This is a genomic window from Massilia sp. Masssp94, assembly GCF_059491305.1.
The window spans coordinates 2,373,809-2,387,513 of the sequence record NZ_CP168501.1 but is presented as its reverse complement, the minus strand read 5'-3'; the positions used below and the strand labels follow the sequence as shown (position 1 = coordinate 2,387,513).

The window sequence follows — 13,705 nt, the reverse complement described above, 5'->3', positions numbered from 1 at the left end:
CGGTCAGCAGAGCGCCTGGCTGACGATGGCGAACTGCCGGACCGTAGCGTCTCGCGGCGGCACGCCATGGCGGGCCATCGTCACCGCGGTGTCCACCTCGGCCAGCCCGGCCTGCGCCAGCCATTCGCCCAGGCCGCTCGACCCCGTCACGTCCAGGCGCACGAAGGCGCCGGCGTAGGCATCGCCCCACGTCGCGATCAGCGCCTGCGCGCACGCGGCGTCGGCCGCGACCACCGGCCCGATCACGTGGCCGCGGCCGAACGGCCGTATCAGCGAAAAACCGGTCACGGCGCCATCCTGCTCCAGCACGGCGCCGTCGGCCACGCCGATCAGCTGTTTCAGCAACTCGTCGCGCACCATCCCGGTGCCGCGGTTCGCCAGTGCGACGATGGCGGGGATGTCGGCGGCGGTGGCCGGCCGCGCACGCGGTCCCGCCGATGCCGCCGGCGGGGCAAATATGCCCTGGTGCTGGTGGAGCGTGCCGATGGCCTGGAAGCCCAGGCTTTCGTACAGTGGCTGCCCGGCCACGGTGGCGTTGAGCACCGTGCAGCGGTCGCCGAGCTGGTCGAGCACCAGGTGCATCAGCCGGCGGCCGATGCCCTTGCCCTGGTGGGCCGGGGCCACGATGATCAGCCCCAGCGAACCGTGGTGTGGGCCCTGATGCCAGCACAGCGCGGTGCCGGCCACGGTGCCGTCTTCCTCGGCCACGAAGCCGGTGCCCAGGCGCAGGGCGAACTGCCAGTCCTCGGGACGATGCGGCCAGCGCACGGCTTGCGACAGCGCGAGCGCCGCGGGCAGGTCATCCTCGCGCATCGGGCGGCAGGTGATGGCGGTATATGTCGTTGTCATGATCTGTCCTTCCGGTCAGCCGAGCGACTGGCTGAGCAGGGCGAAGCACTTGACGGGACCCGCGGGCCGCGGCGGGTCGCCGCGCATCATCGCGTGTACCGATTCCTCGACCTGGACGAGGCCCATTTCGGTGAGCCAGGGACTGAGGCCGCTGCTGTCCGGCGCGTCGACGCGGACGAATGCACCCGCCTGCGTGCCGGCCCAATGGGCGATCAGCGCCTTCGCGTGCCCGGCATCGGCCGCGACGACGGGGCCGATCACATAGCCGTGGCCGAACTTGCGCAGCGCCGCGAAGGCGACGAGTTCGCCGTAGCGGTCGATGGCGACGACGTCCGCCACGGTCAGCAGGTGCTTGATCACGGTGGCGCGCGGCACGCCGGTCGAGCGCGTGGCCAGGTCGGCCAGCACCGCCTCGTCGCGCGGACCGACCGGCCGGATCCGTTCGCCCGGGCCGAGCGGCACGAACGGGGCGCGGAACACGCTGCCCTGGTGCTGGTGCACCCAGCCCGTCTGGACGAAACCTTTGTGTTCGATGAAGCGCACCCCGGTCGCGGTGGTATGCAGCAGGATGGTGCGGTCGCCGATCTCCGTCAGGATGCGCTCGAGCAGCGCGCTCGCGATTCCCCGGTCCCGGTGGCCGGGTGCGACGATGGTCATGCCGAGCGACGCGTAGCCGGGGCCGTGCAGCCAGCACATGATGGTGCCGACGATGCCGGACGTGTCTTCGGCGACGATGCCTTCGCCGAGTGCGTGGATGAACTGCCAGTCTTCCAGGCGGTGCGGCCATAACACGGACAGCGACAGCTTGTGCGCCGCCGGCAGGTCGGCGGCAGTCATCCTGCGGTACCGCACCTGGCTTTTTGGGTTTCGATCTTTCATGTGATTGCTCCTCGCCGAGTGGCTATCCGGCCGCATCATGCCACACACGAATCCGTCCGGCGACGGGGTAAATGCAATTCGAAACGATCCACCATTTGCCGCTGCAATACGAAAGCTTGTGCCGTTCCGGGCCGGCCGGACGACATAAAATGCTTGGGGAACGCTCCTACAATCTTTTCAGAGTCGCACATGACGCAACACTGAAAGGACACACGATGGAACGTTTCGACCCCGACCGGGTGGCAGTACGCAGCGCCCACTTCATCGGCGGGCAGTATGTGGCGGGCGGCGCGCAGGCGATGGACGTCAGGCGCCCGTCCGATGGCCGGGTGTACGCCGGCGTGCCGCTGGCCGACGCCGACCTGGTCGACCGCGCGGTACAGGATGCGTGGCGCGCCTGGAAGACCAGCAACTGGGCGCGCTGCGCGCCGCGCGAGCGCGCGCGCGTGCTGCGCCGCTGGGCCGACCTGATCGACGCCGACGCGCAGGCCCTGGCGCAATTGGAGGCGGTCGGCTCGACCCGTCCGCTCAAGGATGCCGCCGCCTGGGACGTGCCGTTCACCGCGGACGGCATCCGCTTCTTCGCCGAGTGGGCCGACAAGATCGGCGGCGACATCGCGCCGACCCGCACCGACCATCTCGGCATGACCATCGCCGAACCCTATGGCGTGATCGCCGCCATCGCCCCCTGGAACCTCCCGCTGGTCATGGCCTCCTGGAAGGTGGCGCCGGCGCTGGCGGCGGGCAACGCGGTGGTCCTCAAGCCCTCCGAGATGACGCCGTTCTCCGTGCTGCGCCTGGCCGAACTGGCCATCGAGGCCGGCATGCCCGCGGGGATCTTCAACATCGTCCAGGGCGACGGCCAGGGCGCCGGCGCCGCCTTGTGCCGCCATCCGCGCATCGCGAAAGTGACGTTTACCGGATCGACCCGCAGCGGCGCCGCCATCATGGCCGCGTGCGCGGAAAGCGGCACGAAGCCGGTCACGCTGGAATTGGGCGGCAAGAGCCCGCAAGTGGTGTTCGCCGACGCGCCCGACCTCGAACGCACCGTCCGCACCGTCGCACGCGCCATCACGCTGAATGCCGGCCAGGTGTGCGTGGCCGGGTCGCGCCTGATCGTGGAGCGCGCGGTGGCGGATCGCGTCGTCGAGCGCCTCGCCGCGGTCTTCGCCGAACTCAAGGCCGGGACCACCTGGGATCCCGACGCCACGCTGGGACCCATCATCGCGCGCCGCGAGATGGACCGCATCGACGGCATCGTGCGGCGCACGATCGCCGCGGGCGGCCGGCTCGTCGCCGGCGGCGGCCCGGTCGACTGCGGCAACGACGGCGCGTACTACCAGCCGACCATCCTGGCCGGCGTCGATCCCGCGATGGACGCCGTGAAGTCGGAAATCTTCGGACCGGTGATCACGGTGCAGGCGTTCGACGACGAGGCGGAGGCGCTGGCGCTGGCCGACCACCCGGACTACGGCCTGGCCGCCGGGGTGCATACCGCAGACATTGGCCGCGCCCTGCGCCTGGCGCGCGGCATCGAGGCCGGCACGGTATGGATCAACCGCTATGGCCGCACGGCCGATTTCGTGATTCCGACGGGCGGCTACAAGCGCTCCGGCATCGGCAAGGACCTCGGCCGCCAGGCGTACGAAGCGAACCTGCGCCACAAGAGCGTGCTGGTCGATTTCGCCCTGGAAGACTGACGTTTTTCGGCGCCGCATAGTGTGCCGAAAGGCGCCGCAAATGCCACGGTTTGTTCTGTTTTGCCAGGCTTAAAACGGGATTTTCGTGCAGGGAGGCGATGGTGTAATGGATGCAGGAGACGACGTTGCAGTGACCGCGAATCGCCTACGAACGCGCTTCCTGACCCGAATCGCCAACATCAATCATCTAAGGAACCAGAACCATGACTACCAACCTGCGGCCCAAATACATTTCCTTCGACTGCTACGGCACGCTGATCAACTTCCAGATGGCGGAGTTGGCGCGCGAACTGTTCGCCGACCGCGTCGCCCCGGAGAACATGCAGCAATTCACCACCGACTTCGCGCGCTACCGCCTGGACGAAGTGATGGGCGACTGGCGCCCGTACGACCAGCTGCTGTGCAATTCGGTCGAGCGCACCTGCAAGCGCTGGGCCGTCGAATACCGCGACAACGAGGGCCTGAACTTCTACCGCGCGGTGCCGACCTGGAACCCGCACGCGGACGTGCCGGCCGCGCTGGCGCGCCTGGCCAAGGAGTACAAGCTGGTGATCCTGTCGAACGCGATGGATGCCCAGATCCAGGCCAGCGTCGACAAGCTCGGCGCCCCGTTCCACCGCGTCTACACGGCGCAGCAGGCGCAAGCCTACAAGCCGCGCCTGCGCGCGTTCGAATACATGATCGACCAGCTGGGCTGCAATCCCGAAGACATCCTGCACGTGTCGTCGAGCATGCGCTACGACCACCTGTCGGCCGACGACGTCGGCATCAAGAACAAGGTCTTCGTGGCGCGCGGCCACGAACCGGCGTGGCCGGTGTGGGGTTCGCACCAGATCACGGACCTGGGCGGCCTGCCGGCGCTGGTCGGCCTGTAAGCGGCATGCGCATGCACCCGGAAAGCTACTTCGACAGGACACGATCATGAAGCTCGAATCTTATTGGCTCGATACGGCACCGGCCTTTGCCGGCGGCGCAGCGGAACCGGTGACGGGGCACGCCGACGTGGTCGTGGTCGGGGCCGGCTTTACCGGGTTGTCGGCGGCGCTGGCGCTGGCCCGGCGCGGCGCCTCGGTGCTGGTGCTGGAAGCGGGCCGCGTCGTCGGCGAAGCGTCGGGCCGCAACGGCGGGCATTGCAACAGCGGCACCGCGCACGATTTCGGGGCGCTCGCCGCCCGGCTCGGGGTCGACACGGCGCGCTCGTTCTACCAGGCCTACAACGCCGCGGTCGACACGGTAGAGCGCCTGGTCACGCGGGAAGCCATCGATTGCGACTTCGCGCGCGTCGGCAAGCTCAAGCTGGCGGCCAAGCCGGAGCACTACGACAAGCTGGCGCGCAGTTGCGACGTGCTGCGGCGCGAGGTCGACCCGCACGTCGAGATGGTGTCCGCGGCGCGGATCCGCGACGAGGTCGCATCAAGCCAGTTCTACGGCGGCCTGCTGCAGAACACCAGCGCGCAAATGCACATGGGGAAATTCGGCGTCGGCCTGGCCCAGGCCGCCGCCCGTGCCGGCGCGCGCATTCATGAACACACCCCGGTGACGGGGCTCGACCGCCTGCCCGCGGGCGGGTTCCGCGTCACCACCGGCCGCGGCGTCGTCCAGGCCGGCCAGGTGCTGCTGGCGACCGGCAATTCGCGCCAGGGACCGTTTTCCTGGTTCCGCCGCCGCATGATCTCGGTGGGCAGCTTCATCATCGCGACCGAACCGCTGGATCCGGCGCTGCTCGGCCGCCTGCTGCCGCGGCGCCGCAACTACGTCACGTCCAGGAACATCGGCAATTACTTCCGCATCTCGCCGGACAACCGCCTGCTGTTCGGCGGGCGGGCGCGCTTCGCGCTGTCGAATCCGCGCTCGGACCGGAAGAGCGGCGTCGTGTTGCGCGCGGCGATGGAAAAGATGTTCCCAGCGCTGCGCGGGGTCGGCATCGACTATTGCTGGGGCGGCCTGGTCGACATGACGGCCGACCGCCTGCCGCGCGCAGGCGAGCACTGCGGGATGTACTACTCGACGGGCTACAGCGGACACGGCGTGCAGATGTCGGTCCACATGGGGCAGGTGATGGCCGACGTCATGGCCGGCCGCGCCGAACTGAACCCGTGGCGCCACCTGGAATGGCCGGCCGTGCCCGGGCATTTCGGCACACCCTGGTTCCTGCCGGTGGTGGGCGTGTATTACCGGCTGCAGGACTGGCTGCACTGAACAATTATTTCAAGACCAAGGAGACAATCATGAGCGACACACCATTCGACGCCGCCGGCGTTCCCGCAAGCGCCACGCGCCGCGACGTGATGCGCACGCTGCTGGCGGGCGGCATGCTGGCTTCCACCGCAGGCGGCCTGCTAACCTTCCCCGGCACCGCGCTGGCCCAGACCCCGCGCAAGGGCGGCCGGATCCGGGTCGCCATGGGGTCCGGATCGACGGCCGATACACTCGATCCCGCCAGGGGCAGCACCATCGCCGACTACGTGCGGCACTACATGTTCTACAGCTGCCTGACGACCATCGACACGAAGCTCGCGCCGCAGATGGCGCTGGCCGAATCGGTCGACAGCAAGGACGGCACGCTGTGGACCGTCAAGCTGCGCAAGGACGTGCGCTTCCACGACGGCAAGCCGCTGGGTGCCGCGGACGTCGTGTACTCGCTGCTGCGCCACAAGAATCCCGCCAACGCCTCCAAGGTCAAGACCGTGGCCGACGAGTTCGCGGACATCAAGGCCACCGGCCCGCTCGAAGTGCAGATCAGGCTCAATTCGCCGAACGTCGACTTGCCGGCGCTGCTGGCCGCGTCCCATTTCGCCATCGTCAAGGACGGTACCACCGACTTCGCGACGGCGGTCGGCACCGGGCCCTACAAGTGCAAGGAATTCAGGCCGGGCGTGCGCTCGATCGGCGTGCGCAACGACGAGTACTGGAAGCCGGGCAAGCCTTACCTGGACGAGATCGAATATTTTTCGATCCCGGACGAGGCGGCCCGCGTCAACGCGCTGCTGTCGGGCGACGTGCAGTTGATCAACGGCGTGAACCCGCGCTCGGCGGCCAGTTTCTCGGGCTCCGGTTGCACGCTGTTCGAATCGAAGACGGGCCTGTACACCGACCTCATCATGCGCGACCAGCTCGGCCCGGTGAAGAACCCGAACTTCGTGCTGGCCATGAAATACATGCTGGACCGCGAACAGATCCGCAAGGTGGCAATGCGCGGCTACGGCACTATCGCCAACGACCAGCCGGTGCAGCCCGGCAACCGCTTCTATTTCGCCGGCCTGCCGCAGCGCAAGTTCGACCTGGACAAGGCCAAGTTCTACCTGAAGAAATCCGGCATGGCCGGCCAGACCCTGCCGATCGTGGCCTCGACCGCCGCCGGCGGCTCGGTCGACATGGCCCAGATCATCCAGCTGTCGGCGCAGAGGGCCGGCCTCAACCTCGACATCAAGCGCATGCCGCCGGACGGCTACTGGTCGAACCACTGGGCCAAGCACCCGATGTCGTTCGGGAATATCAATCCGCGCCAGACGGTCGACCTGATGTTCTCGCTGTTCTACAAATCCGATTCGCCGATGAACGTGTCGGGCTGGAAGAACGAGAAGTTCGACCAGCTGCTCGACCTGGCGCGCGGCGAAACCGATGAAGCCAGGCGCAAGCAGATGTACGGCGACATGCAGGTGCTCGTGCACGAACAGTGCGGCGTCGGCATCCCCATGTTCATCCACTCGCTCGACGGTCTCGGCAACAAGATCAGGGGCTACGCCAGCCATCCGCTCGGCGGGATGATGGGCTATATGTTCGCCGACCAGATCTGGCTGGAAGCGTGATCATGAACGGGACCACCGTACGACTGGTATTGAACCGCGTGGGTGTCGGGGTGCTGACGCTGCTGGCGGTGTCGGTGGTGATCTTCACCATCACCAGCCTGCTGCCGGGCGATGCGGCGCAGGCGGCGCTTGGCCAGGAAGCGACGCCCGAGCTGGTGGCCGCGCTGCGGGCCAAGCTGGGGCTCGACCTGCCGGCCCACGTGCGCTACCTGCACTGGCTGGGCGGGCTGCTGACCGGCCATCCCGGCGTGGCCATGGCGAACGGCCTGCCGGTGACGGAGCTGATCGGCGGCCGCCTGCCGAACTCGCTGATGCTGGCGGCGGCCACCACCGTCGTCTCGGTGCCGCTCGCGCTGGCGCTCGGCATCCTGTCCGCGATGTACCGCGGCTCGCTGTTCGACCGCGTCGTCAGCGTGGCGACGGTGTGGACAGTCTCCGTGCCGGAGTTCCTGATCGCCACGCTGGCGGTGCTGCTGTTCGCCGTCAAGCTGCGCTGGCTGTCCGCGCTGTCGCACACCGACGATATCGCCACCCTGGGCCAGTTCCTGCGCGCCTATGCGTTGCCGGTCATGACCTTGTGCTGCGGGATCGTGGCGCAGATGGCGCGCATGACCCGCGCCGCCGTGATCGACCAGCTCAATGCGTCCTACGTCGAGATGGCGCGCCTGAAGGGGGTGCGTCCAGTGCGCATGGTGCTGTCCCACGCGCTGCCGAACGCGATCGGCCCGATCGCCAACGCGGTGGCGCTGTCGCTGTCCTACCTGATCGGCGGCGTGATCATCATCGAATCGATCTTTAACTATCCGGGCATCGCGAGCCTGATGGTCGATTCCGTCACCATGCGCGACATGCCCGTGGTGCAGGCCTGCGCGATGCTGTTCTGCGCCGGCTACCTGGTGCTGCTGACCGTGGCGGACGTGTGCGCAATCGTTTCCAACCCAAGGTTAAGAAAATGAAGACCTCCGTGATTTCTCCCATCGCCCGGCGCAAGCCGCGCCGGCATCTGCCGCTGGCCGGCCTGATCGGCTGCGCCGTCTTCGCGTTCTGGCTGCTGATGGCCGTGGCCGGCCCGTACCTGGCCCCGGACGACGCCGGCGGCGTCGGCGACGACGTGTTCGCGCCGCTCAGCGCGCTGCATCCGCTCGGCACCGACTACCTCGGCCGCGACATGCTGAGCCGCATCCTCCACGGCGCGCCGTACACGATCGGCCTGGCGCTGGCCGCCGTGCTGGTGGCCAGCGTCGGCGGCACCGTGCTCGCGATGTGCGCCGCGGCGGCGGGCGGCTGGTTCGACGCCATCGTCAGCCGCATCGTCGACACCATGCTCAGCATCCCGCACAAGCTGCTGGCGCTGATCATCGTCGCCGGCTTCGGCACGTCGGTGCCGCTGCTGATCCTGACGGCCGGCATCGGCTACATGCCGGGCGCCTACCGCATCGCGCGCGCGCTGGCCGTGAACGTGCAGGCGATGGACTACGTGCAGGCGGCGCGGGCGCGCGGCGAGGGCATGGCCTATATCACTTGCCGCGAAATGCTGCCGAACATGATCCGGCCCGTGCTGGCCGATTTCGGCCTGCGCTTCCTGTTCATCGTGCTGCTGCTCAGCGGCCTGTCGTTCCTGGGACTCGGCATCCAGCCGCCGCATGCGGACTGGGGGTCGCTGGTGCGCGAAAACATCATCGGCCTGTCCGAAGGCGCGCCGGCCGTCGTCATGCCGGCCATCGCCATCGCCACGCTGACCATCGCCGTCAACATGGCCATCGACGGCCTGGCAGGCCGCAAACGCCGCGGCAGGGAGGGCTGACATGGACACGAACACGATCGTCAAGGTGGCCGGCCTGAGGGTCACGGCGCGCAACGACATGGACGAGGAGGTGCCCATCGTCCACGGCGCGGATTTTTCGATTCAACGGGGCGAGGTGCTGGCGCTGATCGGCGAGTCCGGCTCCGGCAAGACCACCATCGCGCTGGCGCTGATGGGCTATGCCCGCACCGGCTGCCGCCTGGCCGGCGGCGACGTGACCGTGGCCGGCAACCGGATGCTGGCGATGAGCGAGAGCCAGTTGGCGGGACTGCGCGGCCACACGGTGGCGTACATCGCGCAGAGCGCCGCCGCCGCGTTCAACCCGTCCAAGCGGCTGATGGACCAGGTTGTCGAGAGCGCCCTGATCCACAAGGTGATGCCGCGCGCCGAGGCCGAAGCCAGGGCGGTCGAGCTGTTCCGCGCGCTGGCATTGCCCGATCCGGATCGGATCGGCCAGCGCTACCCGCACCAGGTATCGGGCGGGCAGCTGCAGCGCGTGATGGCGGCCATGGCCCTGATCACCGATCCCGCCCTGGTGATCCTGGACGAGCCGACCACCGCGCTCGACGTGACGACGCAGATCGAGGTGCTGCGCGCGTTCAAGAAGGTGGTCAAGGAGCGCGGCAGCACGGCCGTCTACGTGTCGCACGATCTCGCCGTCGTCGCGCAGATGGCGGACCGCATCGTCGTGCTGCGCGACGGCGAGATCCGCGAATCGGGGCCGACCGCGCAGATCCTGTCCGCACCCGCCCATCCCTACACGAAGAGCCTCCTGGCGGCGATCGCCCCGAAGCCGGCGGCCGCGGCCGTGCGCGACCCGAAGACCGCGCACGAGCATCCGCTGCTGGAGGTGCGCGGCCTGCACGCGGCCTACGGCACGGCGCGGCGCGGGGCGCCCGTCAAATGCGTGCTGGACGACGTCAACCTGGTGATTCCGCGCGGCGCCACGATCGGCGTGATCGGCGAATCCGGTTCCGGCAAGACGACGCTGGCACGGGCCATCGCCGGCATGGTGGCGCCGTCCGAAGGCGAGATCCTCCTGGACGGCAAGCGCCTCGCGCCCACGCTGGAGGGACGCACGCGCGAGCAGTTCCGCCGCATCCAGTTCGTGTTCCAGAACGCCGACACGGCGCTCAATCCGCAACACAGCATCGGGCGCATCCTCGCCCGTCCGCTCGAGTTCTACCACGGCATGCGCGGCGAGGCATGCCGCAAGCGCGTGCTGCAGCTGCTCGACCTGGTGCGCCTGCCGGCCGCGGTGGCCGACCGCCTGCCGGGCGAACTGTCCGGCGGCCAGAAGCAGCGCATCAACCTGGCGCGCGCGCTGGCGGCCCAGCCCGACCTGATCCTGTGCGACGAGGTGACCTCCGCGCTCGACACCGTGGTCGGCGCCGCCATCATCGAACTGATGGCCGAGCTGCGCAAGGAGTTGAACGTGTCCTACATGTTCATCAGCCACGACATCGGCACCGTGCGCGCCATCTGCGACGAGATCGTCGTCCTGTACGCCGGCCGCAAGGTCGAGGCGCGCAAGCGCGAGGCGCAGGCGCTGCCGCCATTCCATCCATATTCGCATCTGCTGATCTCGTCCGTGCCGGCGCTGCGCCGCGGCTGGCTGGAAGAGGTTGCGGGCGCCACGCCGGCGGCGCTGCCGCCGCTGACGCCGAACGGAGCGGCGCGCGCCATGTGCGCCTTCGTGGACCGCTGCGCGTTGCGCGTCGACGGCATGTGCAACCGCCTGCCGCCGCCGCGCCAGATGCTCGCCGACGGCGGCAGCATCCTGTGCCACCGTCCGGAAGCCGAGCTGCGCGCCATCCAGGCGCCGCTGCGCGTCGTCGAAGGAGACGTCGCATGAGCAGCCGCTTCGTACGACTGGCCGAGACGGGCCGCGCGCGGGTGCGCATCGTGATCGACGGGCACCCGGTCGAGGCGCTCGCCGGCGACACGCTGATGGTCGCCATGCTCGACAACGTGCGCCAGCTGCGCGAGTCCGAATTCGGCGACGGCCGGCGCGCCGGCTTCTGCCTGATGGGCGCCTGCCAGGATTGCTGGGTCTGGACCGCCGACGGCCGCCGCCTGCGCGCCTGTACCACCGTCGTGGCGGACGGCATGAACCTAGTGACGACACAACCGGAGGCGACATGGCCCAACCTCGCGTAATCATCGTCGGCGCCGGCCCCGCGGGCGTGCGCTGCGCCGAAATCCTCGTCGCGGCCGGCCTGCATCCGACCGTCGTCGACGAAAACCGCCGCGACGGCGGCCAGATCTACCGCCGCCAGCCCGACAACTTCACCCGCCCGTACGCGAAGCTGTACGGCACCGAAGCCGAACGCGCCCGGTCGCTGCACGCGAGTTTCGACGCGTTGCGCGGCAAGATCGACTACCTGCCGGAGACGCTGGCGTGGAACATCTTCCAGCGCGAGCTGCACGTCACCGACCAGCGCACGTCGCGCGCCTTGCCGTACGACGCGCTGGTGATCTGTTCCGGCGCGACCGACCGCCTGATGCCGGTGAAAGGCTGGCACCAGGCGGGCACCTACAGCCTGGGCGCGGCGCAGATCGCGCTGAAGGCGCAAGCGTGCGCGATCGGGCGTCGCGTCGTGTTCATGGGCACAGGGCCGCTGCTGTACCTGGTGGCGTCGCAGTACGTGAAGGCGGGCGCCGGCGTGGCGGCGGTGCTCGACACGTCGCCCTTCATGCGGCGCGTGGCCGCGCTGCCGAAGCTGATGGCGCGGCCGTCCGTGCTGCGCAACGGCCTGGCGCTCGCCCGGGAATTGAAGCGGGCCGGTGTGCAGGTGCTGACCGGCATCGTGCCCGCGGAAATCACGGGTTCGCCCGACACCGGCGTGCAGGGCGTGGTCGTGCGCGACAAGGGGGGCCGCGAACTTGCCTTCGACTGCGACGCGGTGGCGATGGGCTACCACCTGCGTCCCGAGACGCAGCTGGCCGACCTGGCGCGCTGCGCTTTCCGCTTCGACCAGGAGACGCGCCAGTGGCTGCCCGACGTGGGCGAGGACGGACGCACGTCGGTACCTGGCGTCTATCTCGCCGGCGACGGCATGAACGTGCTGGGCGCCGACGCCGCCGAGATCGGCGGACGCCTGGCGGCGCTGGCCGTGCTGACGGATTTGAAGTTCACGGTCGCGCAGGACGAAGTGCGGACGCTCCGTGCGCAACAGGCAAGGATGGAGCGCTTCCGCCATGGCCTGGCGCAAGCGTTCCCCTGGCCCGCGCAGCAGGCGGCGGCGCTGCCGGACGACGCCATCGTTTGCCGTTGCGAGGCCGTCACGGCGGGCGAACTGCGCCGCACGGTCTCGGAGATGGGGGCATGCGAAGCGAACCGCGCCAAGGCGCTGTGCCGCGTCGGCATGGGCCGCTGCCAGGGACGATATTGCGGGCACGCCGGTGCGGAAGTCATCGCCCATGCGGCCGGCGTGCCGGTGGAACTGGTGGGACGCCTGCGTGGCCAGGCGCCGGTGAAGCCGCTGTCGATGGCGGTGCGGGAGGAAGTGAAATGAGTGCGTTGAAAGCGGATGTCATCATCGTCGGCGGCGGCATCATGGGTGCCTCCAGCGCCTTCTTCCTGCGGCAGCGCGGCATGTCCGTCATCCTGCTCGAGCGGGGATTGATCGGTCAGCAGGCCAGCGGCGTCAACTTCGGCAACACGCGCCGGATGGGCCGCCCCATCGAGCAGCTGCCGCTGGCGAACCGCGCGCGCGCGATCTGGCTGAAGTTCAAGGAATTGTTCGGTGCGGACGTCGAGCTCCTGCTGAACGGCCACCTGCGCGTGGGCGTCACGCCGGCGCACGAGGAACGCATGGTGAAGTATGCGGAGGATGCCGGGTCGTTCGGCATCGGCATGCAGATGCTGGGCGCGAAAACGCTGCACGAGCGCTTTCCGTACCTCGGGCCGGACATCACCGCGGGGTGCTACGCCCCTCACGACGGGCATGCGAATCCCCGCCTGGCGGCGCCGGCCATCGGCCGTGCGGCGGTACGCGCCGGCGTGCAGGTGTTCGAAAACACCGAGATGACGAGCCTGGAAAAGGACGGCGCGGACTTCGTCGCGACCACCGCGGATGGCCGGACCTTCCGCGCGCCCGTGGCCCTCGTCACGGCCGGCGCCTGGGGCAATCGCATCAGCACGCACTTCGGCGAGCCGGTGCCGATGATCGCCAGGGCGCCGCAGATGTGCGTCACCGAACCCGTGCCTTACGCGATCCGGCCGACCATCGGTGCGATGGCGGACACGTTCGAGCAGGTCGTCTATTTCCGCCAGGTTGCGCGCGGCAACATCGTCATCGGCGGCGGCGGCCATGAACCGGCGGACATCGAGAGCCGGCGCTCGTACGTGAACCCGGCCCGGACGCTGTACAAGCTGAAGAGCGCACCGGGCGTGATGCCGGCATTCGAGCACCTGCACATCATCCGCGTCTGGAGCGGGATCGAGGGCTACATGGACGACAGCCGGCCCGCGATGGGACCGAGCGCGCGCGTACCCGGCCTGTTCTATGCGTTCGGCTTTTCCGGCGAAGGCTTCCAGCTGGGGCCGGGCGTGGGCGAGGTGATGGCGGAACTGATCGCCACGGGCGCCACGAGCACGCCGATCGAGTGTTACCACATCGGACGGTTCGCCACGCCGGTCGCGAACGCGGCGTGAACCT

Annotated in this window: 12 protein-coding genes; 10 read left to right on the top strand and 2 right to left on the bottom strand. The window is 69.0% G+C overall.

Going from position 1 to position 13,705, the window contains the following annotated elements:
• Positions 1-3: 3 nt before the first annotated feature.
• Both ACEN9G_RS10500 and ACEN9G_RS10495 read right to left on the bottom strand, forming a co-directional pair.
• The gene (locus tag ACEN9G_RS10500; protein ID WP_413344651.1) at positions 4-849 is read right to left on the bottom strand and encodes a GNAT family N-acetyltransferase; all 846 of its coding nucleotides are present in this window, start codon (positions 847-849) and stop codon (positions 4-6) included.
• A gap of 15 nt (positions 850-864) precedes the next feature.
• Positions 865-1,728: a GNAT family N-acetyltransferase gene (locus tag ACEN9G_RS10495; RefSeq protein WP_413344653.1), complete on the bottom strand. Its 864-nt coding sequence runs from the start codon at positions 1,726-1,728 to the stop codon at positions 865-867.
• Between the two features lie 215 nt (positions 1,729-1,943).
• Between ACEN9G_RS10495 and ACEN9G_RS10490 the strand changes: the two genes are divergently transcribed.
• The 10 genes from ACEN9G_RS10490 (at position 1,944) to ACEN9G_RS10445 (ending at position 13,701) form a co-directional block, all read left to right on the top strand.
• Positions 1,944-3,428 (top strand): aldehyde dehydrogenase family protein, encoded by a 1,485-nt coding sequence (locus ACEN9G_RS10490; RefSeq protein WP_483126630.1) that lies wholly within the window; start codon positions 1,944-1,946, stop codon positions 3,426-3,428.
• Positions 3,429-3,631: 203 nt separating this feature from the next.
• On the top strand, positions 3,632-4,303 hold the full coding sequence (locus tag ACEN9G_RS10485; RefSeq protein WP_413346226.1) for a haloacid dehalogenase type II: 672 nt from the start codon (positions 3,632-3,634) through the stop codon (positions 4,301-4,303).
• A gap of 46 nt (positions 4,304-4,349) precedes the next feature.
• Positions 4,350-5,627 carry an NAD(P)/FAD-dependent oxidoreductase gene (locus tag ACEN9G_RS10480; RefSeq protein ID WP_483126629.1) on the top strand — a complete coding sequence of 426 codons (1,278 nt, stop codon included), beginning with the start codon at positions 4,350-4,352 and terminating at the stop codon, positions 5,625-5,627.
• A gap of 29 nt (positions 5,628-5,656) precedes the next feature.
• Complete coding sequence (locus ACEN9G_RS10475; protein ID WP_413339470.1) at positions 5,657-7,237, top strand: ABC transporter substrate-binding protein; 1,581 nt, start codon at positions 5,657-5,659, stop codon at positions 7,235-7,237.
• A gap of 2 nt (positions 7,238-7,239) precedes the next feature.
• Positions 7,240-8,193, top strand: a complete 954-nt coding sequence (locus ACEN9G_RS10470) for an ABC transporter permease (RefSeq protein ID WP_413339468.1) — start codon at positions 7,240-7,242, stop codon at positions 8,191-8,193.
• Positions 8,190-9,041, top strand: a complete 852-nt coding sequence (locus ACEN9G_RS10465) for an ABC transporter permease (protein WP_413339466.1) — start codon at positions 8,190-8,192, stop codon at positions 9,039-9,041. Before ACEN9G_RS10470 ends, ACEN9G_RS10465 begins: the two co-directional genes overlap by 4 nt.
• Position 9,042: 1 nt before the next feature.
• Positions 9,043-10,896, top strand: a complete 1,854-nt coding sequence (locus ACEN9G_RS10460) for an ABC transporter ATP-binding protein (RefSeq protein WP_413339464.1) — start codon at positions 9,043-9,045, stop codon at positions 10,894-10,896.
• Positions 10,893-11,201 (top strand): (2Fe-2S)-binding protein, encoded by a 309-nt coding sequence (locus ACEN9G_RS10455; RefSeq protein ID WP_413339462.1) that lies wholly within the window; start codon positions 10,893-10,895, stop codon positions 11,199-11,201. The genes ACEN9G_RS10460 and ACEN9G_RS10455 overlap by 4 nt, the downstream gene beginning before the upstream one ends.
• The gene (locus ACEN9G_RS10450) at positions 11,183-12,559 is read left to right on the top strand and encodes an FAD/NAD(P)-dependent oxidoreductase (RefSeq protein ID WP_413339460.1); all 1,377 of its coding nucleotides are present in this window, start codon (positions 11,183-11,185) and stop codon (positions 12,557-12,559) included. The genes ACEN9G_RS10455 and ACEN9G_RS10450 overlap by 19 nt, the downstream gene beginning before the upstream one ends.
• On the top strand, positions 12,556-13,701 hold the full coding sequence (locus ACEN9G_RS10445; RefSeq protein ID WP_413339458.1) for an NAD(P)/FAD-dependent oxidoreductase: 1,146 nt from the start codon (positions 12,556-12,558) through the stop codon (positions 13,699-13,701). The genes ACEN9G_RS10450 and ACEN9G_RS10445 overlap by 4 nt, the downstream gene beginning before the upstream one ends.
• Positions 13,702-13,705 lie beyond the last annotated feature (4 nt).

Bases quoted from the DNA above. Each gene is read 5' to 3' on its own strand.
- ACEN9G_RS10500 (WP_413344651.1), bottom strand. From the start codon at position 849: ATGACAACGACATATACCGCCATCACCTGCCGCCCGATGCGCGAGGAT.
- ACEN9G_RS10495 (WP_413344653.1), bottom strand. From the start codon at position 1,728: ATGAAAGATCGAAACCCAAAAAGCCAGGTGCGGTACCGCAGGATGACT.
- ACEN9G_RS10490 (WP_483126630.1), top strand. From the start codon at position 1,944: ATGGAACGTTTCGACCCCGACCGGGTGGCAGTACGCAGCGCCCACTTC.
- ACEN9G_RS10485 (WP_413346226.1), top strand. From the start codon at position 3,632: ATGACTACCAACCTGCGGCCCAAATACATTTCCTTCGACTGCTACGGC.
- ACEN9G_RS10480 (WP_483126629.1), top strand. From the start codon at position 4,350: ATGAAGCTCGAATCTTATTGGCTCGATACGGCACCGGCCTTTGCCGGC.
- ACEN9G_RS10475 (WP_413339470.1), top strand. From the start codon at position 5,657: ATGAGCGACACACCATTCGACGCCGCCGGCGTTCCCGCAAGCGCCACG.
- ACEN9G_RS10470 (WP_413339468.1), top strand. From the start codon at position 7,240: ATGAACGGGACCACCGTACGACTGGTATTGAACCGCGTGGGTGTCGGG.
- ACEN9G_RS10465 (WP_413339466.1), top strand. From the start codon at position 8,190: ATGAAGACCTCCGTGATTTCTCCCATCGCCCGGCGCAAGCCGCGCCGG.
- ACEN9G_RS10460 (WP_413339464.1), top strand. From the start codon at position 9,043: ATGGACACGAACACGATCGTCAAGGTGGCCGGCCTGAGGGTCACGGCG.
- ACEN9G_RS10455 (WP_413339462.1), top strand. From the start codon at position 10,893: ATGAGCAGCCGCTTCGTACGACTGGCCGAGACGGGCCGCGCGCGGGTG.
- ACEN9G_RS10450 (WP_413339460.1), top strand. From the start codon at position 11,183: ATGGCCCAACCTCGCGTAATCATCGTCGGCGCCGGCCCCGCGGGCGTG.
- ACEN9G_RS10445 (WP_413339458.1), top strand. From the start codon at position 12,556: ATGAGTGCGTTGAAAGCGGATGTCATCATCGTCGGCGGCGGCATCATG.